Below are 24,105 nucleotides of genomic sequence, written 5' to 3' on the forward strand. Positions count from 1 at the left end.
TCAGTGCGCCGCGATGACCTGCTCGGCCCGCCGGACCACGCTGTCGGCCAGTTCCTTGAACTCCCGGTAGCAGGTCTGGACGTACTTCTGCGTGCTGCCGAGGGCGCCGTCCGCCGTCTTGAGGTCGAACATGGGCTTGCGCGCGTCGTGGGCGAGTTGCAGGAGGGTCCGGTAGTTGCGCAGGACGGCGATCCGGTACGGATCGTCGTCCCCTGCGGCGGGCGGCTGCTGCCCCAGCAGACGGTCGGCGTACGCCCCGGGGAGACGATCGAGCCACCGCCCGTACGCCCCGGCCCGGCTGTCCAGCCGCGGCTCGGGTCTCCTCACCACGTAGCCCAGGGGGGTCATCACCTCGCGGGGCACGGGGATACCCAGGACGTCGAGATCCGGAGGGATGTGGGGCAGGACGCGCTGCTGCCAGTCGCGGCGCCACCCGGCCAGGGTGGGCCCCAGGCTGTCCAGCCCGCGGAGGGAGAAGAGGTCGGGCGTGAGCGGGGTGAGGACGGTCCTGGCCCCGAGGAGGGCGGCGCGGTTGACGGCCGTCAGGTGCCGTCCGACGTCCAGGAGGACGACGTCGGCGCCGACGGAGTTCGCCGCGCGCGCGATGGTCCGCTGGAAGGCCGTGGTCGCGCGGACGGCGGCCGGGTCCCCGCCCAGGGAGGCGGGCCAGGCGTCGGCCAGCAGCCCTTCGAGGCCGCCGAGGTCGGGGCTGCCCGGGAGGAGCCACAGTCCCGGCCGTACGGAGACCGGCCGGACGCGGGCGGCGTCGGCGGCATCGGCGGGTCCCCGCAGTGCGGGACGCACGGTGTCGGCAAGGCCCGGGGCGCTCCCCCACGCGACCTCGATCTGTTCCTCGTCCATGCACAGGGCCGTGAGATCGGCCTGGGGGTCGAGATCCACGGCCAGGACGCCGACACGGCGTCTGCTGAGCATGTGCGCCAGATGGTGGACGAGCGTCGTCGTCCCCACGTCCCCCCTGCTGTTGAACAGGGCGATCGAGATCATGCGGGTCTCCGGACGGTCACGGCCCAGGACACGTCGTCGATCCGGAACCGGGCGGGCGGGCTCCCGTTGCGCTCCAGCACCGCTTGGATGCGCCCGATGCCACGGCCGAAGCGGTTGACGTAGCCGAGCCCCTTGAGGGCGGCGGCGAGGGAGGGGTTGCGGTAGTCGTTGACCCGGTCGAAGTTGTCGTCGCGCACCTGCCCGAACGGGCCGCCGGGGTTGGTGATCTCGATGCGGTCCTCGAACCAGGCGATGCGCGTCGGGGCGTAGGACGTCTCGTAGTTGCGGTGCATGAGGGCGTTCATGCAGATCTCCCGCAGGGCCTCGATCGGATAGTCGGGCCGGGGGCTCTCGCGGAAGCCGTCCGCGGTCAGACGGGTGCGGATGTTGCCGAGCAGCAGGACCTCCAGCCGGGCGGCGGCGCCGATGACGTTCTGGCGGAGTTCCTGCTCGTCCACGACCGGGGCACCGAGATCCGTGCCGTCGTAGCGCACGAACTGGAGGTAAGCGCCCGGGATGTACGCGGACGGGTCGAGGCCGACGGTCAGCAGCCCGAGGATCGTCGGGTCGCCCTCCGGCGTCGCGAGGTGCAGCGAGGAGAGCTGGACGGACAGCGGGCGTCCGTTCTCCTCGATCACCACGGGATCGACCAGCGAGGCAGGTAGGAGGACCGGAAGAGGTCGAGGTCGAGGTCGTCCGCACAGGCACGGGGAACGGCCGTGGTGTCGAAGGGCCCGTCGTTGGCGCGCCGCCGCTCGGCGAGAACCCGCTCGTCCTCCCGGCTCGCCCGGCGTGTCGTCGGTCCGGGGCGGACCCAGATGACGCCCTCGAAGCGGACGGGCGGCGTGCCGGATGCCTCGACGTGCAACCGGATGACGGGACGGCCACGGAAACGGGCGGCCTCGACGGTGAACGAGGGTCGGTCGAGGATGCGCCCGTCGTCCCGCAGATCGGTGAGGGCGAGCAGCGCGCGGTCGCCGACGTCCACGCCCTCGACGGGCTCCCCGGTGTCGTCCACCCCGATGAGGATGTCGCCGCCGCCCTTGCCCGCGAGGTCGTTGGCCATCGCGCACACGGCCTGTCCGACGACGTCCCCGCGCTTCCCCTCGCGCTCGGCCGTGCGCTTGAACTCCAGGGTCGTCGTCTCGACGGTCCCCAGCACGTCCGCCAGGTCGTGGTCACTCACGCGGCACATTGTCGCAGCCCGCGTCGGGGCGGGCGTGCGGCCGGGGAGGACGGGCGAGCCGCCCCCGGGGTGGGGGCGGCTCGCGGTGGGGTGGGTGGCCGGTACGGCCGGTTGGGGCGGTCAGTCGGTCGCGATCGCGTTGAGGACGTTCATGCGGCCCGCCCGGATCGCCGGGAAGAGGGCGGCCAGCAGGCCGACCAGGGCGGAGCCGAGGAAGACCACCACGACGGTCAGCCACGGGATCTCCAGGACCTCCATGCCCTCCAGGGCCATCAGCTGTTGGCCCGTCACGCCCCAGGCCATGCCGAGGCCGAGGCCGAGCAGCGCGCCGAAGAGGGCGATGGCGACCGATTCGAGACGGATCATGCGGCGCAGCTGGCGGCGTGAGAGGCCGATGGCCCGCATGAGGCCGATCTCGCGGGTCCGCTCGACCACCGAGAGGGCCAGGGTGTTCACGACGCCGAGGACCGCGACGATGATCGCGAGCCCCAGCAGCCCGTAGACCATGTTGAGCAGGCCGCCGATCTGGCTCTCCAGCATCTCCTTGAACTCGGCCTGGTCCATGACCTCCATCTGCGGGTACGGGTCGAGCGCCGCCTCCAGGGCCGCCGCGGCGGCGTCCTCCTGGCCGTCCTCCGCGGTGGCGAAGAAGAAGAACGGCAGCGGCAGGGCGTCCGCCGGGACGTACTCGGTGACCGTGTCGAGCGAGATGTACCAGGCGCCCAGGAGCGCGCTGTCCGGCGCGACGATCGCCTGGATCGTCAGGGCGGCGGGGGCGCCGCCCTCGGCGAAGGTGACGTCCAGGGTGTCGCCGATGCCCAGGCCCTCCTCGGTGGCGAAGTCGCTGTCCACCGAGACGCCGCCGGGACCGAGCACGTCGTCCATGGAGCCCTCGACGACGTCGAGCGCGACGTCGTCGGCCCAGGTGCCGGGGACGCCGCCGACGGTGACCTCCTCCTCGCCGCCGTCGGGCGTCGTCACCTCGATGTCGATGTCGCGGTAGGGCGTGACGCGGGTGAGGCCGTCCACGTCCTCGACGGCCCGCTGGATCTCCTCGGTGACCGGCGCCATGACCGTGGGCTGCACGACGAAGTCGGCGCCGAGCGACCGGTCGATCTCGTCCGAGGCCGAGGCGACCATCGAGGTGCTGACGACCGACAGGCCCACGACCAGCGCGAGGCCGATCATCAGGGCGGACGCGGTGGCGCCCGTGCGGCGCGGGTTGCGCAGCGCGTTGCGTTCGGCGAGACGGCCGACCGGCCCGAAGATCCGCAGCAGGATCGTCGCGATGAACCGCACGACGAGGCCGACCAGGGCGGGCCCGACGAGGATGAGGCCGACGAGGCTCAGCAGCACGCCGAGGCCCAGCAGCCCACCGCCCGCCGACGCCTCGTCCTGCGCCGACGCGGCGGCGAGCGCGGCGAGGCCGCCGACGCTCAGGAGGCCGCCGATCGTCGCCCGGACGCGGCCCGCGCGGACGTCGCCCGGCATCCCGGCGTCCCGCAGCGCGGCCATCGGGCTGATCTTGGCCGCGCGCCTGGCCGGGATGTAGGCGGCGAGCAGCGTGACGACGACGCCGAGCACGACGCCGATGATCGGGACGCTCGGGTCGATCGTCAGGTCGTCGGTGCTCAGTTCGAGGCCGACCGCGCTCAGGAGGGCCATGAGCCCGATCGCGATGCCGACGCCCGCGCCGAAGCCGACGACCGAGCCGATGACGCCGAGGAGGAGTGCTTCGGTGAGGACGGAGCGGTTGATCTGGCGTCGGCTGGAGCCGAGGGCGCGCAGGAGGCCGATCTCGCGGGTGCGTTGGGCGACCATGTCCGCGACCGCGGCCTTGAGCTGCGCGTCGGTGACCTCGCCCGTCGAGTCCACGTACAGCTGGGTGTACGCGTCCTGGCCGCCGAGCAGCAGGTCGCGCGCGGTGTCGAGGTCGAGGTAGAGCAGCGAGGCGCCGGGGTTGGTGACCGTGAAGTCGGCGATGCCGCTGATGGTGAAGTCCTGGTCGCCGCCGACCGTGACCAGCCGGAGGGGGTCGCCGACGCGCAGGTTCTTGTTGTCGGCGGTGTCGCCGTCGATCATGATGTCGCCCGGGCCCTGGGGCGGGCTGCCGTCGGCGATCTCCATGGACCGCAGCTCGATGTCGGACCAGGTGGAGACGATGGTCGGCGCGCCGGTGGTCGGGCCGATGTTCTCGTTGTCCTGGTCCACCGCGACCGCGCTGGTGGAGACCACGACACCGGTGACACGGTCCACGCCGTCGATCCCGGCGATCTCGTCGGCGGCCGAGGCGGGCACCGTGTCGGGGACGCCGTTGGCGGGCCCCTCGTCGTCGAACATGCCGCCCTCGCCCTCCTCCGCGGGCGGGGCGACCATGACGTTCGAGGCGGTGTCGGCGAACAGCTTGTCGAACGTCGTGTTCATCGTCGCGGTGAAGACGAGGGTGCCGCAGACGAAGGCGACGGAGAGGACGACCGCCATACCGGACAGGGCCATGCGGCCTTTGTGGGCGAAGAAGTTGCGTAGGGAGGTCTTGAGGACGGTCATGAGGTGCGTCCCTTGGCGTCGAAGTGGCGCATGCGGTCGAGGACGCGGTCGGCGGTGGGGTGGTGCATCTCGTCCACGATGCGGCCGTCGGCGAGGAAGACGATGCGGTCGGCGTGGGCGGCGGCTGCGGGGTCGTGGGTGACCATGACGATGGTCTGGCCCAGGTCGTCCACGGAGCGGCGCAGGAAGGCGAGGACCTCGGCCCCGGCGCGGGAGTCGAGGTTGCCGGTGGGCTCGTCGCCGAAGATGATGTCGGGCCGCGCGGCGAGGGCACGGGCGACGGCGACGCGTTGCTGCTGGCCGCCGGAGAGTTGTGCGGGGCGGTGCTTGAGGCGGTCGGCGAGGCCGACCGTCTCGATCACCCGGGCGAGCCATTCCTTGTCGGGTTTACGCCCGGCTATGTCCATGGGGAGGGTGATGTTCTCCGCCGCGTTCAGGGTCGGAAGAAGGTTGAACGCCTGGAAGATGAACCCGATCCGGTCCCTCCGCAGCCGGGTCAGGTGCTTGTCCTTCAGGCCGGTGATCTCCGTGTCGCCCAGCCAGATACGGCCGGAGGAGACGGTGTCCAACCCGGCCAGGCAGTGCATCAACGTGGACTTGCCAGAGCCGGACGGCCCCATGATCGCCGTGAACCGCCCCCGCTCCACGGACACACTCACATGATCGAGCGCCGTCACACGGGTCTCACCCGATCCGTACGCCTTCACGACGTCGTCCGCCCGCGCCGCCTCGGCCGCGTGCCGCCCGTCTCCCCCGGTCGCCGGGTCCACCACAGCCGTAGCCACGGTCTGTCTCCTTCTTTCGGTTGACCGCCCTGGCGAGCGATCGTTCGTTTTTGTCGGTGCCACAACAGGCTAAGAACCCCGGGCACCCGCCCTCGTCGCCCCCCGGGATGAACGGACCCCCTGACCCCCTCGGGGATGTCCCAGGGAGTCCCCTGGGGGCGATCCCTGAGACCGCGCCCCGGCCGCCGCGCGGCCCGGGTCACGCCGCCGCCCGCCGTCCCCACCGTCCCCGTGGCGGCACTTCGGCGCCCGTCCGGCGACCACGTCACGCACCCGTCATAAATTCACCGCCAGTTCACTCTGGCGCTGCGCCGGGGCCACTCTTTCTGCGCACTATTGAGCGGTCCGGAATAAGCGACGATCCCCGTTCATGACCCACGCTCATCGGCTGTGCTCATCGGCAAGGCCCAACCCGGTCGTATGGAGTTGAGCACGGTGGAAGGCACAAGGTGCTGAGGCAGCGACACAAGACCGCCGGCCCGACCGGTACGCCCCGAGATCCACTGTGGGAGAACGTACGGTACATATCGGCCACGGTCGTTCTCGTCGGGCACGCCATCACCCCGCTGCGCGACGACTTCGCCGCCATGCACTGGCTGTACAACGCGACATGGCAGCTGGGAGTGCCCGCGTTCGCCCTGATCTCCGGCCGTTTCAGCACGGCGCTGCCGCTCACCGGACGGACGGCGGGACGCCTTCTCACCGGAATCGGGCTGCCCTATCTGGCCATTTCGCTGCTGACCTCGCTCCAGATCTGGCTGCTCGGCGGCGAATGGAATTTCTTCGTCGCGGAACCGGTCGCGACCCTGTGGTTCCTGCTGTCGCTGATCTTCTGGAAAGCGGCACTCCCCTATGTGGTCGTCCTGCGCCATCCGCTGCTCCTTTCCGTGGCGGCGGCACTGCTCGTCGGATTCGCCGAGGACATCGGTTTCGCCTTTTCCGCGTCGCAGACGATCACGTTCTTCCCGTTCTTCTTCCTCGGCCATCTCCTCCGCGACCGGGACGGCCGCCTCGCGACGGCCGTCGCCGCCGTGCCCCGTGGGGCCGCCGCCGTGGTCAGCGCGGCGCTCGCGGGCGGCGCCTGGCTGGTGAACGACCGGCTCGAACCCGTGTGGCTGGCGATGAAGCGCCCCTACAGCGAGGAGAGCTTCGCGCTGGTGTGGGGCGTGCCGGTGCGGGCCGCCGTCCTGCTGTGGGGCGCGGTCGCGGCCCTCGCGCTGCTGCGGCTCGTGCCACGCCGCCACGTCCCGCTGATGACGTCGCTCGGCACGGCGGGGATGTTCATCTACGTCCTGCACCCGCTCGTCCTGCGGCAGCTCTACCACGTGGACTTCTTCGCGCGCATCGACACCGGCGCGGAGGCGGCGGCCGTCCTCGCGGCGGCGCTCGCGGCGACCGTCGTGCTCGGCTCACGCCCGGTGCAGGCGCTCACCCGGCCGTTCGTCCAGCCACGGGGCCGCTGGCTCCTGCGCCCCCCGGAGGAACCGGACGGGCGGGACGCGCCGCCAGGCAGCCGCACCGGCGACGCGGCGCCGCACGCCCGCGAACCGGCCGCGCCGCCCGCCGCACGCTCCGGCTGACCCCGCACCGCACCACCGCGGCACCCGTACGACCCGGCACCACCACCGGACCAGGAGAACTGGGAAGAAGATGCACATCGCTGTCTTTGTCGAGAACCGTAACGGCGTGGACCTCACGCGGCGCCTCATGGCCGCGCCGCGGTCCGCCGGGCACACGTTCTCGGTGTTCACCGCCGATGTGAACGGAGAGGTGGCCCGCTGGATCCTGGAGGAGGCGGCGCAGCGTCTCGGGGGCGTCGCGGTGCGCAACCTCTTCGACGTCGGCGAGTCGATGGGCGACGACGAGTTCGCGCAGGCCGTCAAGGTCCGCACGGTCGCCTACGCGCGGGAACGCGGCATCGACCGCGTCGTCCTCTTCAACGACCAGTCGCGGCGCGGCCGGAAGGTGACCGAGGCGCTGACGGAGCAGCTGCCGGTCGTCCTCGTCCAGGACGGGCACCTCGACTTCCACTACAAGCAGCTCACCTCGGGCCGCCGCGACCAGAACTGGTACTACGGCGCCTCACGCCCCGCCGCCGTCTGCGTATGGGGCCCGGCGACGGCCCAGCACATCGGCTTCCGCACGGCCGAGCCAGGCCCGCCCGTCCACATCACCGGGGCGCTCGGCCACAGCGACGACCCCGCGCTGCTGACCGCCGCCCGCACCGGCGTGCACCGCACGACGCGCGAGCCCGACGCGCCGCTGCGGATCATCGTGCTCGACCAACCCCTCGGCGACCAGGGCAAGATGCCCCGCCCCGCGCACCGCGAGGAGCTGACGCGGATGGTCGCGGCGCTCGGCGAGCACGGCAGCGTGGACGTGAAGCCGCACCCCTCGACGCAGGCAGCGCACCTGACGTGGATGGCGGACGGCAAGCTGGAGGGCGTGACCGTGCTGGACGCGGACAGCCTGCTGGAGGCGGACGCGCTGGCCTCCTACGACCTGGCGGTCACGTTCTTCTCGACGACCTACCTCCAGACGCTGCGCGCGGGCGTGCCGCTCGTGCTGTACAACCCGCAGTCGCTGAACATCGTCTTCCCCACCGTCCACCACCCGCTGCTGCGCAACGCGGGCACGACGGAGGAACTGGCGGCCGTCGCGTCGCGGCTGCGGCGCTCGCGCAAGTTCCTCGCCAACCAGCACGGTTCGCCGATCGAGCACTTCCTCTCGTTCCGCGACGACGTGGCCGAGCAGATCATGACGGTGGTCGAGGAGGCCGTGCCGCCGCGCCCCGCGGACGAGGGCGGCGGCGCGCCCGCGCCCGACACGCGGGCGCCCGCCGGGCTGTCGCTGGCGGAGCGGGCGCTGCGCGAGGTCGAGCGCCGCGCCAACCGCCCCTCGACGCTGGCCGTCGTCGGCGTCAGCTTCTCGTACGTGACGGGCGTGGCCGTGCCGGTCCTCACCTACACGCAGGCGCTCATCGCGCAGTCGCCGGTGGACGTGCACTACTTCGACCTGGCCGCGTTCCCGCAGCCGGAGCACGCGGCGGACGCGCTCGCCGACGCCGAGATCGTGCTGATCAACAGCCTGGCGCCGTTCTGGCGTTCGCCGATCGCCAACGGCCTGGTCGAGGGCCTGCTCGACGCGGGCCGCACGGTGATGCTGTACGCGCACGAGACGGAGTACGTCTTCAACTACGAGGCGGAACGGTCCGCCGAGCGCCACGTGGAGATGCTGAAGCTGCTGCCGCGGATGACGGTGCTGTGCGTGTCGAAGGCGCAGGCCGACATGTTCAGGCAGCTCGGCGTGACCGACCCGATCGTCATCTACAACACGGTGCCGCGCGACATCCACCGCACGCAGGCGTCGCGGACGGTGTCCGAGCGCCCCCGGATGGTGATGGTCGGCACGGTGCAGGACCGCAAGGGCGTCGATCTGTTCTCACGCGTCGCCGAACTGGCGCACGCGCGCGGGCTGCCGTGGCGCTTCAGCTGGGTCGGCTGGAAGACGCCGAGGATCGCGCGCCGCACGCTGCTGTCCGACCGCGTCGAGTGGATGGGCGCCCTCTCGCGGGACCGCGTCCGGGAGGAACTGGCCGCGTCCGACGTGTTCTTCCTCTCCAGCGTGGACGACCCGATGCCGCTGTCCGTCGTGGAGGCGGTGCAGCACCGGCTGCGGATCGCGACGTTCCACCGCGTCGGGTCGCGCGAGGTCCTGGAGGGCGTCAGCGGCTACCGCGCGTACACCGAGTACACGCCGGAGGCGGCGCTCGACGCGCTGGCGGCCGTGCTGGGCGAGGACGTGGACGAGGAGCGCTACCGGGAGGTCGAGGAGCTGTTCGACATCCCGGCGTTCAGCGCCCGCATGTCGGCGGCCCTGTCGCTGCCCGCGCCCGGCGCCACGACGGCGCACGACGAGGAGGCGGCGCGGCACCGGTTCTCGGTGGCGATCGGGCAGAACGTGGCGTTCCGCACCGACGAGTTCCGCGACCACCTGCGGGCCGGGCGGGACGACAACGCGTTCCGCATCGGCAAGGAGATCCTGCGCCGCTCCACCCAGTCCACGGACGTCCTGGTCGGCATGGCCGAGCTGCACGCGCGGGCGGGCCGTACGCAGGACGCGCTGGCCATGCTGGGCGGCGCGGCCTGCGTCGGCGGGCGGCGGTCGCGCGTCTGGATGGAGATCGCGCGGGTCGCCGAGATGCTGGGCGCGGAGGGTCGCTCGCTGCAACGCTTCGCGCGCCGAGAGGCGTTGCGCGTGAAGGTACGGAACCGCGCGTCCCGGCTCGGGGGCGCCGAATGACGCGGCCTGCCGCGCGACGCTCCCTGGCCATCGCCGCCCGTGCTGCATAAGATCGACCGACTCGACCCACGTACACAGGTTTCCGCACACGGGAGTGCAAGGTGAAGCGTCGCGCGTCCCTCCTGTCCGTCACCGCAGCCGCAGCGGCCGTTGCGCTCCTGAGCGGCTGCTCCACGGGCGGCCATCCGGGGGCGGCGGCCGTGATCGGCGACGAGAGCATCTCGCTGGCCAGCGTGCAGGCGAGCGTGGAGACCGTACGGGACGCGCAGCGGGAGCAGCCGAACGCGGACGAGCTGATCGCCTCAAGCGGCTCCCTGCCGCGGCAGACGGTGGACTTCCTGGTCTACCTGGAGGTGCTGGAGGCCGCGGCCGAGGCGGAGGGCGTGGAGGTCAGCCGCCACGACGTGCAGGAGGCCCGTGCCCTCGCCGAGGAGAACGTGGGCGGCGCCGAGGAGCTGGCACAGGTGGCGCTGATGCCGCAGTCGGGGCCGCCGCTGGCAGGTGACGAGCAGATCGACCTCGTCTTCCGCAGCAACCTGCTGCTCCAGGGCGTCGCGCAGCGCATCGGCGCGACGAACACCCTGGAGGGCCAGCAGGCGGTGAGCGACCTGCTGCGCACCACGGCGGAGGACGTCGGCGTCGAGGTGAACCCGCGCTACGGCCGCTGGGACGCGGAGCAGCTGACCCTCACCGAGGCCGACCAGCCGTGGCTGCGCGCGGAGACCCCGGAGGGCGCCCCCGGCGAGATTCCGGCGGAGGTCCAGGCGCCTCCGGCGTGACGCGCCCGGCTACCCTCGACGGGTGACCGAGACAGACCGGACGGGACAGGGCCGGATCGTTCTGCTGACCACGACGCACCGGGTCGCGCCCGGTCTGTTGTCCTGGGCGGCCTGGCGGACGCTGCGGGACGCCGATCTGGTGCTGTGCCGTGACGCCGCGCATCCGCAGCTGCCCTACCTGGCGGACGCCGGAGTGGCCGTGGAGCACGGGGTGCCCGGCGCCGCCGAGGTCGTCGCCGCGTGCGCGGGCGGCCGTACGGTCGTGGTGCTGGCGGGCGCGGAGGGCGAGCGGGCGCTGACGGACGGCCTGGCCGCCCTGGCGGGCTCGGGCCGCGCGGGCGGGCTGCCCGACCTGGAGCTGCTGCCCGGCTCGTACGACCTGCCGGGGGCGCGGCTGCTCGACCTGGTCGAGGTGATGGACCGCATCCGCGCCGTCTGCCCCTGGGCGTCGGAGCGGACGAGCACGGAGCTGGCGAAGTACGGCGTCGAGGAGATGTACGAGCTGGTCGAGGCCGTCGAGACCGGCGACCGCGCCGGGGTGCGCGAGGAGCTGGGGGACGTGCTGCTCCAGGTCGTCTTCCACGCGCGGATCGCGCAGGACGACCCGGACGAGCCGTTCGGCATCGACGACGTGGCGGCCGGGATCGTGGACAAGCTGGTACGGCGGCATCCGCACGTGTTCGGCGACGAGACGGCGGAGACGGCCGCGGACGTCAAGGCGCTGTGGCTGCGGACGAAGGCGGCCGAGAAGGGCCGCGCCTCGGTGACGGACGGGGTGCCGCTCGGGCAGCCCGCGCTGGCGCTCGCGGCGCAGCTGTCGGGGCGCGCGGAAGGCATCGCCGTGCCGCTGCCGCAGGCGGCGCCAGGGGCGGAGGGCGCCTTCGGCTACCGGCTGCTGGCGCTGGCCGCCGAGGCGGGCGCGGCGGGCGTGGACCCGGAGACGGCCCTGCGGGCGGCGGCGCGGACGTACCGCGACGCGATCAGGGCCGCGGAGCGTTAGGGCGTCGGCAGGCCGAAGAGGTCCGCGAGGGACGCCGCGTTCTCCCGGGTGACGCGCAGCAGTTCGCGCTGGCGTCCGTGGATGTCGGCGACGGCCGCCTCGTGGTCGGTGAGCAGGCCGACGGCCCGCTCGGTGAGGTCGGCCCCGAGGTCGGGCGCGTGGATGGACACGCCCCACTGAGGCCGGTCGATGTCGGCGAGGAAGTACGCCAGTTTCGGGTGGGAGATCAGGCTGAGGGCCGGGGTGCCGCAGCCGAAGGGCAGCATCGTGGCGTGCCCGCGCATGCCGATGACGAGGCGGGTGCGGCGGTAGACGTCGAGCAGCCCCTCGTTCGGCAGGTCGTGGAGGCGGGTCACCGGCAGCGTCAGGCCGTGCTCGCGGCGCAGGTCGTGGACGAACGCCTCGTCGGCCGGGGTGTGGGCCGCGTAGCGGACCTCGGCGTGACCGCGCAGGCCGCGGATGGCGCGGGCCATCTGGTCGAGGAAGTGGCCGTAGTCGTGGCCGAAGCGCAGACCGGCGCGGTCGTAGGCGCAGTTGAGCAGCACGGTGTCGGCGCGGTCGGCCGGGGACGGGTCGGTCCAGCCGGGGACGAGGTGCCGCAGCACGGTCGTGGGGCACGGCTGGTGGCGTACGCGGTCGCGCAGTTCGGCGGGGAGCAGCTCGCGTACGCGCTCCACCGACCCGCGGTTGCGCAGGCCGACGAACGCGGCCCGTTCGACCAGCGTGCGCAGGCTGCCCGCGAGGCGTCCCGGGGCGAGGTGCTGGCCGTCGAACAGGTTGAAGCCGACGCCGAAGACGGCCAACGGCGCGGTGATGCGGCGCAGTTGCTCGTCGGGGACGTTCCACTGCCAGCCGCTGTTGCCGTTCGGCCAGGTGTCGGGGAGGAACAGGCCGCCGCCGCCGACGATCACGCCGCGCCTGGCGTTGAGTTCGGCGAGGACGCGGTCGTCCACCAGCCGGTGCACGGGGACGGGGTGCCAGCGCGTGGCGTCGGTCGTGGGGCCGAAGCAGCGGCGTACGGCCTCGGGCAGGATCTTGTCGCCCGCGTTCTCCTGCCCCTCCGCGTACAGGGCGACGTGCGCGACCTGTTCCGCGGCGGGCACGGGCGGCGGCGGGGTGGCGCCGGGGCGGGTGCGGGCGTGCAGGGCGCGGCAGCCGGGGTCGGTCGGGTCGGCGTCGAGGCCCTGGCGGGCGTAGCGGTGGGCGTCCTGGTCGCGGCCGTGCAGCCAGGCGAGCCGGGCGAGTTGGGCGAAGGCGCGCGGCGCGACGACGGGGTGCGCACCGGCGACGTGCAGGTGCGTCTCGGCCTCGGAGTAGCGCGACAGCGCCATCAGCGCGCTGCCCAGCGCCTCGTGGTTACGGGCGCGGCGCGGGTCGCCCGCCGCCGGGGCCAGCACCTCGACGGCCTCCTCGTAGCGGCCCTGCTGGTGCAGCGCGGAGCCGACGACGCGTGCGAGACCCGCCGGATCGACGCGCTTGCCCGCCGGGGTGACGATCGGGCCGCCCGCGCGCAGCAGCGGCAGGGCGCAGTGCAGCAGCAGGTCGGGGGCCTTGCGGCCGGGCAGGGAGCAGTACTCGGCGTAGAACTGTGCCGGTGTGGGTTCGGTGTGCGCGGGGGTGTCGGCCGCTGAGCCGTCGTCGGGCCCGTGGTCCCCCAAGGGCTCGTACGGCACGACGGGCTGACGGGTGCGCAGCAGCGGCGCGAGGTCGTCGCGGACGAGGGTCCGCGCGGGCAGCGTGACGACCGTGTCGTAGTCGCCGTACCCCTCGCTCTCCTGCCGGGGCACGAGCCGGGGGTGGAAGCGGCGGGCCGTGGCGAAGTCGCCGTCTTTCAGGCCGGGATGGAGGACGACGACGTCCTCGCAGAGCGCCGGAGAGGCCAGCGCGAGACTCCGCAGCAGCGCGGGCAGCCCGGGGAGCCGCTCCGCGTCCACCCTCGCCGCGAACGCGATGCGGCGCTTCCGGTGTTCCATGATCCTCCTCGGCGTGCGCTGACCGACTCTGCCAAACCGCCGGAGAGGTGACGGTGTTGTGCGGGGACACAACGGGTGAACTTCCCATGGCCGGGGGGCGTCCCCGGCCAGGGTCACGCACTGTCGGCGAGCGCGAGGCGGTGCGGCGGCGAGCCGGTGAGCAGGGTGGTGAGACCGGCGAGCACGTCGTGCCCGAGGAACCAGTCGCCCGTGTGATCGATCGCGTAGAGCCGTCCTTCCCTGTCCACGGCGAGCAGCGCCGTGCCGCCGCTCTCCTCGCCCAGCGGGCACAGCTGGGTGTCCAGCGCGTGGCCCAGCTCCCCGAGCGTCCTCGTCCAGTGCAGGCCGCGCAGCGGGTCGATGACGACGCCGCTGGGCGCGTACGCCGCCCCGGGGCCCGCCGGGTGCAGCGCGAGCGGGCCCAGTTCGGCCCACGTCTCGAACGCGGCGGGGAACAGCGCGTGCGTCCGCCCGTGGGGCGAGCGGTGCCCGCTGAGCGCGTCGGCCCACTGCTCGGCCTGCGCCGCGTGCTGACGGCCGGGGCGCCAGCCCGCCTCGGCCAGCGCCTGGTGGACCGTCCCCACGGCCCAGGGCGCGCCCGCCGCGGGCCCCGCGCGGTCGGGCCCGGGGCTGGAGGCGGCGCTGACGCTGTGGACGCCGAGGCGGGCGTTCAGCATCGTGCACGTCCGGCAGTGCGGCGCGTACGTGCCGTGCTGCGGGTCGCCGTCCTCCCGGATGTGCCGTGTGGTGAGGCCCGCGCCGGACAGCGCGTGACGTGCCTGGTCGAGGTCGGCGGCGCCCGCGTCGCTGAGCACGCGGGACAGCAGGGCGACCTCGGGGCAGCGGCCGAAGTGGCGTTCGCGCTGCGCGGTGCCGAGGTCGCCCAGTATCCCCGCGACGACGGGGTGGAGGGCGGGCACCGTGGCGCTGCGGATCGCCGTCGCGGTGAAGGCGCCGCGCTCCGGCAGGGACAGCGCGGCGGCGGTCGTCGGGAGGATGCCGTCCCGGCGGCGCAGAAGCTCAGGAGGCGCCGGCCGGACCGGCGGCTGCCCGTAGGTATCCGTTATCACGCACACGATCGTGCCACTGAACACGCGACCCCTTACGCTGTGCCGGAACAGCGTGCGGAAAGCAGCAGGGGGCGTAACGCCATGACGACAGGTCGGCTCGGACAGCAGGCCGCGCCACCGAACAGGGCCTATGCCGGTCAGGTGGTGCAATTCCCGGACCCCGTACGGGCGGCTCGCTTCCCGCTCGGAATACGGGTGGACGCGCAGGGCTATCCGGATTTCTCGCCGTACGCCAGGGCGGCGGCGGAGATCGCGGAGCCCCCGGACGGCTTCGGCGTGGACGAACTGCGGCTGACCGACTACGTGTCGGCCAACGCGGCGCTGCACGCCACCCGGCACGAGCTGTGGGCCGACCTCTCCCCGGTCGCCACCCCGCACGGCTGGACGTGGCACCACGTGGCGGGCTCGCGGCGTCTCGAACTGATCCCCGTCGAGGTCAAGGCGCTCCTGCGCCACCACGGCGGGCTGGCCACCACCGCCGTTGACCAGCACAAACGGGGCACGAGGCCGCTCGCCGAGACGCGGCCCGTGCACTTCGCCGTGCCGCACGGGGTGGCCGTGCCCGAGGACCGGGTGCGGGCCGCCGAGCAGAAGCTCGGCTACCGGCTGCCCGCCGCGTACCGCTCGTTCCTCAAGGCGGGCGGGGGCTGCGCGCCCCGGGGTGTGGCGCTGGACGCGGAGCTGGGGCTCCTGATCGACCAGCCGTTCTTCACCTTGCGCGAGGAGGCGGCGGTCAACGACGTCGTCTACGTCAACAAGTGCCTGCGCGATCACCTCACGAAGGACTACCTGGGTGTGGCGTTCGTGCAGGGCGGCATCATCGCGGTGAAGGTGCGCGGCGACGACGCGGGGTCCGTCTGGGTCTGCCCGTACGACGACGCGCGTGACCGGGACGGGCTGACGGTCGAGCAGCGCGTCGCCGACCTGCTGCTGCCCTGCGGCGGCGACTTCGACGAATTCCTGCTGCGGCTGGCGGGCAATCCGCCGGAACTCGCCTCCGTGGCCGAGCTGATGGTGGACGGCGGGTTCGCGCAGGCCGTCCCGGTGGAGGGATGAGCGCGGTGGTCACGTTCGCACAGGCGCAGGAGCGCGCGCAGCGGTGGGTGAACGGCGCCCCCGAGGACGGTCCGCAGCACGAGGTGAAGGTGCGGGAGTTCGACCTCGGGTTCGTCGTGTGGGCCGAGGACGCCGCGGGCGGCCAGGTCGGCGGCGGGCGGCTCGTCATCGCCAGGGACAGCGGCGACACGACGCTGTGGCCCGCGCTGCCGGTCGCCGAGGTGATCCGGCGGTACGAGGAGGAGTACGGCCCGGCCGCGGCCGGGCAGGCCGCTCCCGCGCCCGCCCCGCAGGCGGGGGCGGAGGCGACGTCGTTCGTGCTCGTGCCGCCCGAGGTGCTGAACGCGCGGCCGGGTGGCGCGGCGGCGGCCGAGCCGCGCGTACCGGCGGAGCCGGTCGGCCGGACGCCCGCGGCGGCCACGCCCACACCTCCGCCCGCCGCGCAACAGCCGCCCGCCGCCCAGCAGCCGCCCGCGCGGCCCGGCGAGGGCGAGCAGCCCGCGCCGCCGCCCGCGGGCGCCCCCTGGGCCCCTCCCACGCCGTCCCTGGCGGCCGTCTCGCCGCCTCCGCCGCCCCCCGGGGCCTCCGTCGCCCCGCCGCCCTCGCCGTGGGCGGACGTGGACGCCACGCCCGCGCGGTCCGTGCCGCCGCCGTCGTCGCCGTGGGCCGGGACCGACACGTCCGAGTCCGGCACCGACGCGGAGTCCGTCGCGCCGCCCGCGACGGTGTTCTCCGCGCCGGTGACGACGGAGGAGGACGGCTCCGACGGGACCGACGGCGGGGGCGCCGTGAAGCCCCCGCAGGGCCCCACCGGGATGACGTCCGAGTCCAGGACGGCGGTCATGCCGCAGGGCAGCGGGCTCCCGCCGACCACCGTGCACCCGACCGCGCCCCGCACCCCGGGGAAGCCCGCGGGCGACGGCGCTCCCGCGAGCGCGGCCACACCGGGCACGCCTCCGCCGCCCGCGGCGGAGAAGGGCCCCGGCCCGATCCCCGGCCCGCCGGGTACGCCCGTGGGCGCGCCGCCCGGCCCGGCCGCGAAGGCGCCCGACGCGGCGGCCAACGCGTACGTCCCCACGCAGGCCGTCTCGCCCGAGATGATCGCCGAGCTGAAGGCGGCCACCGGCCGCCCCGCCGCGCCGGGCGCCGACGACCTCGCGCCCCGGCCGCCCGGCAACCCGCTGGCCGAGACGGCGTTCGCCCGCCGCCCCACGGCGGAGAGCCGCGTGCCAGGCCCGCCGCCCCCGCCAGGCGCCGTGCAGGGCACGCCTCCCCCACCGAGCGGGTGGGGCACGACAAGTCCCCCACCGGCCCCGCAGCCCCCGCAGTTCCAGGGCGCCACGACGCCCCCGCCGCACGGCGTCGGCACCCCACCGCCGCCCCCCGGCCCCGGCCCCGGCGCGGGCTACGGCTACCCGCACGCGGGCCAGCCCACCGTGGGCTCCGGTTACATGGCGGTGCTCCGCTACCGCGCCCCCGACGGCTCCGAGCAGCAGCTCATCCGCCGCTCGGCCCCCGGCATGCCGCACCCGGAGTGGCAGCTGCTGTACGAGCTGCGTTCCATGAACGTGCCGCCGCAGCAGGTCATCGAGCTGCACACCGAGCTACAGTCCTGCGAACTGCCCGGCGCCTACTGCGCGCGCATGATCCGCGAGACGTGGCCCCAGGTGCGCGTCACCCACACGGCCGCGTACGGACGTGACTTCGCGTCGCGCCAGGCGGGCGTGCGGCATCTCGTGGAGCACCAGGACGAGCTGAAGCAGTTCGCCGACGGCCCGCCCCGCTCCGCGCCCGTACGGGCCCCGCTGCCGCAGCAGCAGGCCGCCCCCGCCGTGCCGCTCGAAGCCATCGGGCAGGAGCTGGTGCAGGCGTTCGGGCCGCAGGGTGTCTTCCGCTACCAGCCGCAGGCCGTGTCGCGGCAGGGCGTGCCGGAGATCGTGGCGCAGAGCCTGGTGTGGTCGGGCGTGCCGATCGAGATCAACCCGTTCTTCTGGGCCCAGGCCCAGGCGGGGCGGCCCATCCCGACGCTGGGCGAGCTGGCGGCGGAGCGCGGCGTGCAGCCGGGCCCCGACGCGGGCTCGTACCTGGTCATCGGTTCCGACTTCGGGCGGCAGCTGTGCGTGCAGTACGGGACGGCGCACATCGTCGCGGTACCGCTGGAGGCGGCGCCGGGCGGGCAGCCGTCGCCGCCGCAGTTCGTGAACTCGTCGCTGCCGCAGTTCGCGCGCTGCATGGCGCTCCTGGGCCGCATGTGGCGCCTGCGCTACGGGCTGAACACCGAGCAGGCCGGGCGCTGGACGACCGATTTCCAGGCCCAGCTCGGCGCCCTCGACCCGCAGGCGCTGGCCGACCCGGAGAGCTGGTGGGCGGTTCTGCTGGAACAGATGTGGGACGGGCTGCTGTAACGGGGATCATGGCCTCATGACGGCTTTCCCGAGCGCACGAGGACGTGGCTACCGGCCGGACCAGGTCGATCAGGCCATGGCCGGGCTCGCCCGTGAGCGTGACGAGGCATGGCGCAGGCTCGGCACGCTCGGCGCCCGCGTGGACGCGCTGACGGCGGAGGCCGCGCGGCTCGGCGCGCTCGCGGCGTCCCTCCCGCCGCCCGCCTACGAGTCCCTGGGCGAGCGGGCGGTGCTGCTGCTGGCCGAGGTGGAGGCCGAGGCCGAGGCGCTGCGCGCGGCGTCCGACGAGGAGGCGCGCGGGCTGATCGGCACGGCGTCGGCCGAGGCCCGCGCCCTGCGCGACCGGGCGCGGGCGGAGTCGGCCGAGCGGCGCGCGGCGGCCGACGCGGAGGCGGACGGCGTCGTCGGCCGGGCCACGGCGCAGGCCGGGGCGCTGATGACCGAGGCGCGGCGGCACGCGGCCTCGCTGCGCGACCAGGCGGCCGAGGCGCTGGCCGAGGTGACGCGGCGCTGCCGCGCCATCGCCGCCGAGCAGCGCGCCCGGCACACGGCGACGTCCCGCGCGCTGGACGAGCAGCTCGCCGCCCGGCAGGCGGAGACCGACGCGCGCGTGGACGAGCTGACGTCCCGTGGCGAGGCGCTGCTGGCGCGGGCGCGGGAGGAGCTGGCGTCGGCCGAGGCGACCGCGCGGCACCGGGAGGAGTCGGCGGACGCGCGGCGCGCCGAGATGCTGGCGCGGGCGCGCGAGCGGCGCCTCGCCATCGAGCGCGAGTCGGACGAGCTGGCCCGTGACCAGGGCGAACGGGCCGACGAGGTGCGCGCCCATCTGACGCATATCCGCGCCACCCTGGCGGCGCTCACGGGCCGCCAGCCGCGCCGGGCGGCGCCCTGGGAGCGCGAGAGCTGAACGGCGGCCGTCGCGCCCGGGGGTCGTACGTCTGACCGGGTGCGGGGGGAGGTACCCCGGTATCCTGCGGGAATCCCCCCGTTCCCGAATCACCGAAGGACGCGATTCCGTGAGCTTCATCAGCCCGGCAGCCATCATCGTTCTCTCCGCGGGCGCGGGGACCCGCATGAAGTCGTCCACGCCCAAGGTGCTGCACGAGATCTGCGGCCGGTCCCTGCTGGGCCATGTGGTGACGGCCGCGCGGGGCCTGGACCCGGACGAGCTGGTCGTGGTCGTGGGCCATGGCAGGGACCGGGTGACGGCGCATCTGGCGGACATCGACGCGGACGCGCGGCCTGTCGTGCAGGAGGAGCAGCTGGGCACGGCGCACGCGGTGGACGTGGCGCTGGCCGGGCTCGCGGCGCAGGGGGTCGAACCGGCGGGCACGGTCATCGTGACCTGCGGCGACGTCCCGATGCAGACGGCGGAGACGCTGCGCTCGCTGGCCGAGACGCACGCGGCCGAGGGCAACGCGGCGACGATGCTCACGATGGAGGTGCCCGACCCGACGGGCTACGGGCGCGTCGTCCGGGGCGCGGACGGCTCGGTCGTGGCGGTCGTGGAGCACCGGGACGCGACGGAGGAGCAGCGGGCCCTGCGGGAGGCGAACTCGGGGATCTTCGCCTTCGACGGGCGGCTGCTGGCCGGGGCGCTGGCGCGGGTGGGCAGCGACAACGACCAGGGGGAGCGGTACCTGCCGGACGTGCTGGCCATCCTGCGGGAGGACGGGCACCGGGTGGGCGCGTGCGTGGTGGCCGACCACCGTGAGGTGGGGGGGATCAACGACCGGGTGCAGCTCGCGCGGGCGCGGCGGCTGCTGAACGACCGGCTGCTGGAGGAGGCGATGCTCGCGGGCGTGACGATCGTGGACCCGGCGACGACGTGGCTGGACGTCACGGTGACGTACGAGCCGGACGCCGTGGTCCACCCGGGGACGCAGCTGCTGGGCGCCACCCATGTGGCGGCGGACGCGGAGGTCGGTCCGGGGACGCGGCTGCGGGACACGGTGGTGGGCCCGGGGGCCGTGGTCGTCAACACCGTCGCGGACGGGGCGCACGTGGGCGCGGGGGCGAGCGTCGGGCCGTACGCGTACCTGCGCCCGGGGACGGTGCTGGGGCAGGGGTCGAAGGCGGGGACCTTCGTCGAAATGAAGAACTCGACCGTGGGTGAGGGCACGAAGGTGCCGCATCTCTCGTATGTCGGTGACGCCACGATCGGTGACCACACGAACATCGGCGCGGCCAGTGTGTTCGTGAACTACGACGGCGAGGAGAAGCACCGCTCGACGGTCGGTTCGTACTGCAGTATCGGCGCCGACAATATGTTTGTGGCACCGGTCACGATCGGGGACGGGTCCTATACCGCCGCGGGCTCCGTCATCACCCGCGACGTCCCCCCGGGATCACTCGGTGTAGCCCGTGGCCAGCAGCGGAACGTGGAGGGCTGGGTGGGGAGGAAGCGCCCCGAGTCGGACGCCGCGCGGGCGGCCGAGGCGGCTCTAGCTGCGATGGAGCGGAAGCCCGGCGAAGCCTGACAGGTACGGTAGAGCATGCCCCCATAAGGGTGAACGAGCGCCGACGCGGCTACAAGGAGACACAACGTGACCGGGATCAAGACCACCGGCGAGAAGAAACTCATGCTCTTCACCGGCCGCGCCCACCCCGAACTCGCGGCGGAGGTCGCCTCGGAATTGGGTGTGGGGCTGGTCCCGACCAAAGCGGTGGACTTCGCGAACGGCGAGATCTACGTGCGTTTCCAGGAGTCGGTGCGCGGCGCCGACTGTTTCCTGATGCAGAGCCACACCGCGCCGATCAACAAATGGATCATGGAACAGCTCATCATGATCGACGCGTTGAAGCGGGCGTCCGCGCGCAGCATCTCCGTGATCATCCCGTTCTACGGCTATGCCAGGCAGGACAAGAAGCACCGCGGCCGTGAGCCGATCTCCGCCCGGCTGATGGCCGACCTGCTGAAGACGGCGGGGGCCGACCGGATCATCACCATGGACCTGCACGCCGACCAGGTGCAGGGGTATTTCGACGGGCCGGTTGACCACCTCTTCGCGCTGCCCGCGCTGACCGGCTACATCGGCAGCCGCGTGGACCGCGACCGGCTGACCGTCGTCTCGCCCGACGCCGGACGCGTACGGGTCGCGGACCGCTGGGCCGACCGGCTGGGCGCGCCGCTGGCCATCGTCCACAAGCGGCGTGACCCGGACGTCGCGAACCAGGTGACGGTGCACGAGGTCGTCGGCGTGGTGAAGGACCGCGTGTGCGTGCTGGTGGACGACATGATCGACACGGGCGGCACGATCTGCGCGGCGGCGGACGCGCTGTTCGCCAACGGCGCGGCGGACGTCATCGTGGCGGCGACGCACGGCGTCCTGTCGGGCCCGGCGGCCGACCGGCTGAAGAACTCGCGGGTCAGCGAGTTCATCTTCACCAACTCGCTGCCGACGCCGAGCGAGGTGGACCTCGACAAGATCACCGTCCTGTCCATGGCGCCCACCATCGCGCGCGCGGTCCGCGAGGTCTTCGAGGACGGCTCGGTCACCAGCCTCTTCGAGGGCGACGCCTGACCCCCGGCCCTCCCCCCGCCTCCGCGGTCACCCGACCCCCTCCGCCCGGCCCCGGAACGGAGGGGGCCGCGCTGTCGGCAGACCCCCGGGCGGCGAGCCGCCCGGGGCATCGTCGCGATCCGGGGTAGGCAGAACTCTGGGCGAGGAGCGGTTGTCCTCCCCGCCAGGAGCGAGGAGGCACCGCCATGACGGATCCCGGCCAGGTCGCCGGCATGCTCGGCGGCCTGATGCAGACCAGTCAGACCGCCACGCTGGAACAGCTCCCCGCTCTCGTGGCGGAGCACGCCGCGGAGGCGGGCCTGCGCCAGGTGGTCCTGTTCGTGGCGGACCTCCAGGACGTGGTGCTGCGACAGTTGACCGGCCGCGGACCGAACGCCGGGGAGGGCGGAACGGAACTGCCGGTCGAGGGCACGCTGCCGGGCCGTGCCTTCCAGCGGGGCGAACTGCTCCGTGAGGCCGGCGGGAACAGCGACGACGAGCCGAACCGGTGGTGGCTGCCCGTCACCGACGGGGTCGAGCGTCTCGGCGTGATGCGGGCCGACAGCGCCGCGGACGACGGGCCGACCCGCGACGCGATGCGTGCCCTGGCCTCCCTGGTGGCGCTGCTGCTGCTGAGCAAGCGCTCGTTCAGCGACTCCTACGCCCGGCTGACGCGCACGGCGCCGATGAACGTGGCGGCGGAGTTGCAGTGGAACCTGATGCCGCCGCCCGCCTACACAGGACACCAGGTCACGGTGGGCGCCGTGCTCGAACCCGCCTACTCGGTGGGCGGCGACGCCTTCGACTACGCGGTGGCGGGGAGCATGCTGCACCTGTCGATCTTCGACGCCATGGGGCACGACGCCACCGCCGGGCTCACCGCCAACCTCGCGGTGGCCGCCGCCCGCAACGCCCGCCGCCACGGCACGCCGCTGTCGCACATCAGCCAGGCCGTCGAGGACATCCTCGTCGGTCAGTTCGGCACCAGCCGCTACGCCACCGGGATCTTCGCCGACCTGGACATGACCACAGGTGAGCTGAGCTGGGTCAACCGCGGCCACCACCCGCCGCTCCTCATCCGCGGCGGCCGGTGGACCCTCCCGCTGTCCTGTCCCCCGGCCGGTCCGATGGGTGCCATGCTCGGCCTGCCGGTGCAGGTGTGCCGCGAGCAACTGGAGCCGGGCGACGGCCTCCTGCTGTACACCGACGGCATCGTCGAGGCACGTGATGCGAACGGCGACGAGTTCGGCACGGACCGCTTCGCCGACGCCGTCCTGCGCCACCACTCGGGACAGCACACCCTCCACGAGACCCTGCGCCGCCTGATGCGCGCGGTCCTCGACCACCACCGAGGCACGTTGGCCGACGACGCCACCGTCCTGCTCGCCGAATGGCGCGGCGGCCCCGAGGACGTCCCGGCCCCCTGACGCGTCGCCGTGCCCCGACGGGGCGACACCCCCTGGGGACGTCAGCCGTGGATGTCCTGTGACAGAACGGTCATTGATCCCCCTGGACGGGGTCCCTACGGTGACTGCATCGCACGACGCCTACGGGGCATGGGGGTTCAGCCGTGGCACGTCCTACTGACTGGTCGCCGGTAGGGATGGAGTCGGACCCGACGCCGGGTGATCCGGAGGAGGTCCGTGAACTCGCCGACGCCTTGCGGACGTTCTCGGACGACGTGGGGGAAGCGCTGGGGCGGGTGCGGGGGTTGGCGTCGGACCGTGCGGTGCAGGACTGGGCGGGTCTGTCGGCCGAGGCGTTCCGCGACGAGTTCGACGGCGTGCCCGGCAACCTCACCAAACTGCGGGATTCCTATGACCTGTGCGCGCAGGCGTTGCACACGTACTGGCCCAAGCTCCAGACCGCGCAGGGCCAGGCCGATCGCGCCCTCGACCGTGCGATAGCCGCGCAGGCCGATCTCACCTCCGCGCAGGGCTCGTTGGGCGACGCGCAGAGCTGGGTCTCACGGGCCGGTGACGAGTCGGACCGACTCCAGCGCGAAGGCGAACGCGACAACGCCCCGCCCCCGGACGAGGCGGAGGTCCGCGCCGCCACCCGCGACCGCCAGGCCGCCGACGCAGCCCGCGACGCGGCGCAGTCCCGCGTCGATACCGCGCAGGACAGCCTCGACGCCGCGCGTGAACTCGCCCGGCAGGCCCGGGAGATGCGGGAAGAAGCCGCACGCGAGGCCGCACGCGACATCGACGAAGCCTCAGACGCCGGGATCCAGAACCGCAAATGGTGGCAGAAGGCCGTCCACTGGGTCACCGAAAACTGGGACACGATAGTTGACGTCTGCAAGGTGATCGTCGCCGTCCTCGGCGTCGTCGTGATGATCATCGGCGGACCCCTCGCACTCATCGTCCTCGCCGCAGCGCTGGTCGTTCTCGCGGACACCCTCATCAAATACGCGCGCGGCGAAGCATCCCTCTGGGACGTCGCCTTCGCCGCCCTCGACTGCATCCCCGGCATGAAAGGCCTCACCACCCTC

The 24,105-nt window shown here is 73.6% G+C and carries 18 protein-coding genes; 11 read left to right on the forward strand and 7 right to left on the reverse strand.

All coding sequences use genetic code 11. The features are described 5' to 3' along the window. The 5 genes from IF27_RS27210 to IF27_RS27225 form a co-directional block, all read right to left on the reverse strand. On the reverse strand, window positions 1–1,005 hold the full coding sequence (locus tag IF27_RS27210; protein WP_052852500.1) for a ParA family protein: 1,005 nt from the start codon (window positions 1,003–1,005) through the stop codon (window positions 1–3). Beyond that, window positions 1,002–1,643, reverse strand: a complete 642-nt coding sequence (locus tag IF27_RS31690; protein WP_223291233.1) for an ATP-binding protein — start codon at window positions 1,641–1,643, stop codon at window positions 1,002–1,004. The genes IF27_RS27210 and IF27_RS31690 overlap by 4 nt, the downstream gene beginning before the upstream one ends. After that, a complete protein-coding gene (locus tag IF27_RS31695; RefSeq protein ID WP_223291234.1) occupies window positions 1,640–2,191 on the reverse strand; it encodes an AlbA family DNA-binding domain-containing protein in 552 nt (183 codons plus the stop codon). Before IF27_RS31695 ends, IF27_RS31690 begins: the two co-directional genes overlap by 4 nt. Before the next feature lie 120 nt (window positions 2,192–2,311). Then, the gene (locus IF27_RS27220; RefSeq protein ID WP_052852501.1) at window positions 2,312–4,738 is read right to left on the reverse strand and encodes an ABC transporter permease; all 2,427 of its coding nucleotides are present in this window, start codon (window positions 4,736–4,738) and stop codon (window positions 2,312–2,314) included. Beyond that, complete coding sequence (locus IF27_RS27225; protein WP_052852502.1) at window positions 4,735–5,523, reverse strand: ABC transporter ATP-binding protein; 789 nt, start codon at window positions 5,521–5,523, stop codon at window positions 4,735–4,737. Before IF27_RS27225 ends, IF27_RS27220 begins: the two co-directional genes overlap by 4 nt. Window positions 5,524–5,972: 449 nt before the next feature. On the opposite strand from IF27_RS27225, the gene IF27_RS27230 reads away from it, so the two are divergent. The 4 genes from IF27_RS27230 (at window position 5,973) to IF27_RS27245 (ending at window position 11,604) form a co-directional block, all read left to right on the forward strand. After that, complete coding sequence (locus IF27_RS27230) at window positions 5,973–7,103, forward strand: acyltransferase family protein (protein WP_052852503.1); 1,131 nt, start codon at window positions 5,973–5,975, stop codon at window positions 7,101–7,103. Window positions 7,104–7,173: 70 nt separating this feature from the next. Further along, window positions 7,174–9,825, forward strand: a complete 2,652-nt coding sequence (locus tag IF27_RS27235) for a glycosyltransferase family 4 protein (RefSeq protein WP_052852504.1) — start codon at window positions 7,174–7,176, stop codon at window positions 9,823–9,825. Window positions 9,826–9,926: 101 nt separating this feature from the next. Continuing rightward, window positions 9,927–10,604 carry a SurA N-terminal domain-containing protein gene (locus tag IF27_RS27240; RefSeq protein ID WP_052852505.1) on the forward strand — a complete coding sequence of 226 codons (678 nt, stop codon included), beginning with the start codon at window positions 9,927–9,929 and terminating at the stop codon, window positions 10,602–10,604. 22 nt (window positions 10,605–10,626) lie between these two features. After that, the gene (locus IF27_RS27245) at window positions 10,627–11,604 is read left to right on the forward strand and encodes a nucleoside triphosphate pyrophosphohydrolase (protein WP_052852506.1); all 978 of its coding nucleotides are present in this window, start codon (window positions 10,627–10,629) and stop codon (window positions 11,602–11,604) included. On the opposite strand, the gene IF27_RS27250 is transcribed toward IF27_RS27245, so the two are convergent. Both IF27_RS27250 and IF27_RS31295 read right to left on the reverse strand, forming a co-directional pair. Next, entirely contained in the window at window positions 11,601–13,577 is a 1,977-nt protein-coding gene (locus tag IF27_RS27250) for a polysaccharide pyruvyl transferase family protein (protein WP_052852507.1), read from the reverse strand. The two genes, IF27_RS27245 and IF27_RS27250, sit on opposite strands and share 4 nt — an antisense overlap. 113 nt (window positions 13,578–13,690) lie before the next feature. Then, complete coding sequence (locus tag IF27_RS31295) at window positions 13,691–14,647, reverse strand: SUKH-3 domain-containing protein (protein WP_190233117.1); 957 nt, start codon at window positions 14,645–14,647, stop codon at window positions 13,691–13,693. Between the two features lie 81 nt (window positions 14,648–14,728). Between IF27_RS31295 and IF27_RS27260 the strand changes: the two genes are divergently transcribed. The 7 genes from IF27_RS27260 to IF27_RS27290 all read left to right on the forward strand — a co-directional run. Continuing rightward, window positions 14,729–15,703 (forward strand): HNH endonuclease, encoded by a 975-nt coding sequence (locus tag IF27_RS27260; RefSeq protein ID WP_052852508.1) that lies wholly within the window; start codon window positions 14,729–14,731, stop codon window positions 15,701–15,703. Then, window positions 15,700–18,108: an SUKH-4 family immunity protein gene (locus IF27_RS27265; RefSeq protein ID WP_110946287.1), complete on the forward strand. Its 2,409-nt coding sequence runs from the start codon at window positions 15,700–15,702 to the stop codon at window positions 18,106–18,108. Before IF27_RS27260 ends, IF27_RS27265 begins: the two co-directional genes overlap by 4 nt. Window positions 18,109–18,124: 16 nt before the next feature. Continuing rightward, window positions 18,125–19,015, forward strand: a complete 891-nt coding sequence (locus IF27_RS27270; protein ID WP_052852510.1) for a hypothetical protein — start codon at window positions 18,125–18,127, stop codon at window positions 19,013–19,015. Window positions 19,016–19,124: 109 nt separating this feature from the next. Further along, window positions 19,125–20,588, forward strand: a complete 1,464-nt coding sequence (gene glmU / locus IF27_RS27275; protein WP_052852511.1) for a bifunctional UDP-N-acetylglucosamine diphosphorylase/glucosamine-1-phosphate N-acetyltransferase GlmU — start codon at window positions 19,125–19,127, stop codon at window positions 20,586–20,588. Between the two features lie 66 nt (window positions 20,589–20,654). Beyond that, the gene (locus IF27_RS27280) at window positions 20,655–21,632 is read left to right on the forward strand and encodes a ribose-phosphate diphosphokinase (protein WP_052852512.1); all 978 of its coding nucleotides are present in this window, start codon (window positions 20,655–20,657) and stop codon (window positions 21,630–21,632) included. 185 nt (window positions 21,633–21,817) lie between these two features. After that, entirely contained in the window at window positions 21,818–23,038 is a 1,221-nt protein-coding gene (locus IF27_RS27285) for a PP2C family protein-serine/threonine phosphatase (RefSeq protein WP_052852513.1), read from the forward strand. Between the two features lie 143 nt (window positions 23,039–23,181). Then, window positions 23,182–24,105, forward strand: a 924-nt coding sequence (locus IF27_RS27290; protein WP_223291235.1) for a WXG100 family type VII secretion target, incomplete at its 3' end; no start/stop codon positions are given.

The sequence above is a fragment of the Streptomyces avicenniae genome (genome assembly GCF_000719135.1).
GTDB lineage: Bacteria > Actinomycetota > Actinomycetes > Streptomycetales > Streptomycetaceae > Streptomyces > Streptomyces avicenniae.

Excerpts from the sequence above, each read along its gene's own strand:
- IF27_RS27210 (WP_052852500.1), bottom strand. The coding sequence starts at position 1,005 with ATGATCTCGATCGCCCTGTTCAACAGCAGGGGGGACGTGGGGACGACG.
- IF27_RS27220 (WP_052852501.1), bottom strand. The coding sequence starts at position 4,738 with ATGACCGTCCTCAAGACCTCCCTACGCAACTTCTTCGCCCACAAAGGC.
- IF27_RS27235 (WP_052852504.1), top strand. The coding sequence starts at position 7,174 with ATGCACATCGCTGTCTTTGTCGAGAACCGTAACGGCGTGGACCTCACG.
- IF27_RS27250 (WP_052852507.1), bottom strand. The coding sequence starts at position 13,577 with ATGGAACACCGGAAGCGCCGCATCGCGTTCGCGGCGAGGGTGGACGCG.
- IF27_RS27260 (WP_052852508.1), top strand. The coding sequence starts at position 14,729 with ATGACGACAGGTCGGCTCGGACAGCAGGCCGCGCCACCGAACAGGGCC.
- IF27_RS27265 (WP_110946287.1), top strand. The coding sequence starts at position 15,700 with ATGAGCGCGGTGGTCACGTTCGCACAGGCGCAGGAGCGCGCGCAGCGG.
- IF27_RS27270 (WP_052852510.1), top strand. The coding sequence starts at position 18,125 with ATGACGGCTTTCCCGAGCGCACGAGGACGTGGCTACCGGCCGGACCAG.
- IF27_RS27285 (WP_052852513.1), top strand. The coding sequence starts at position 21,818 with ATGACGGATCCCGGCCAGGTCGCCGGCATGCTCGGCGGCCTGATGCAG.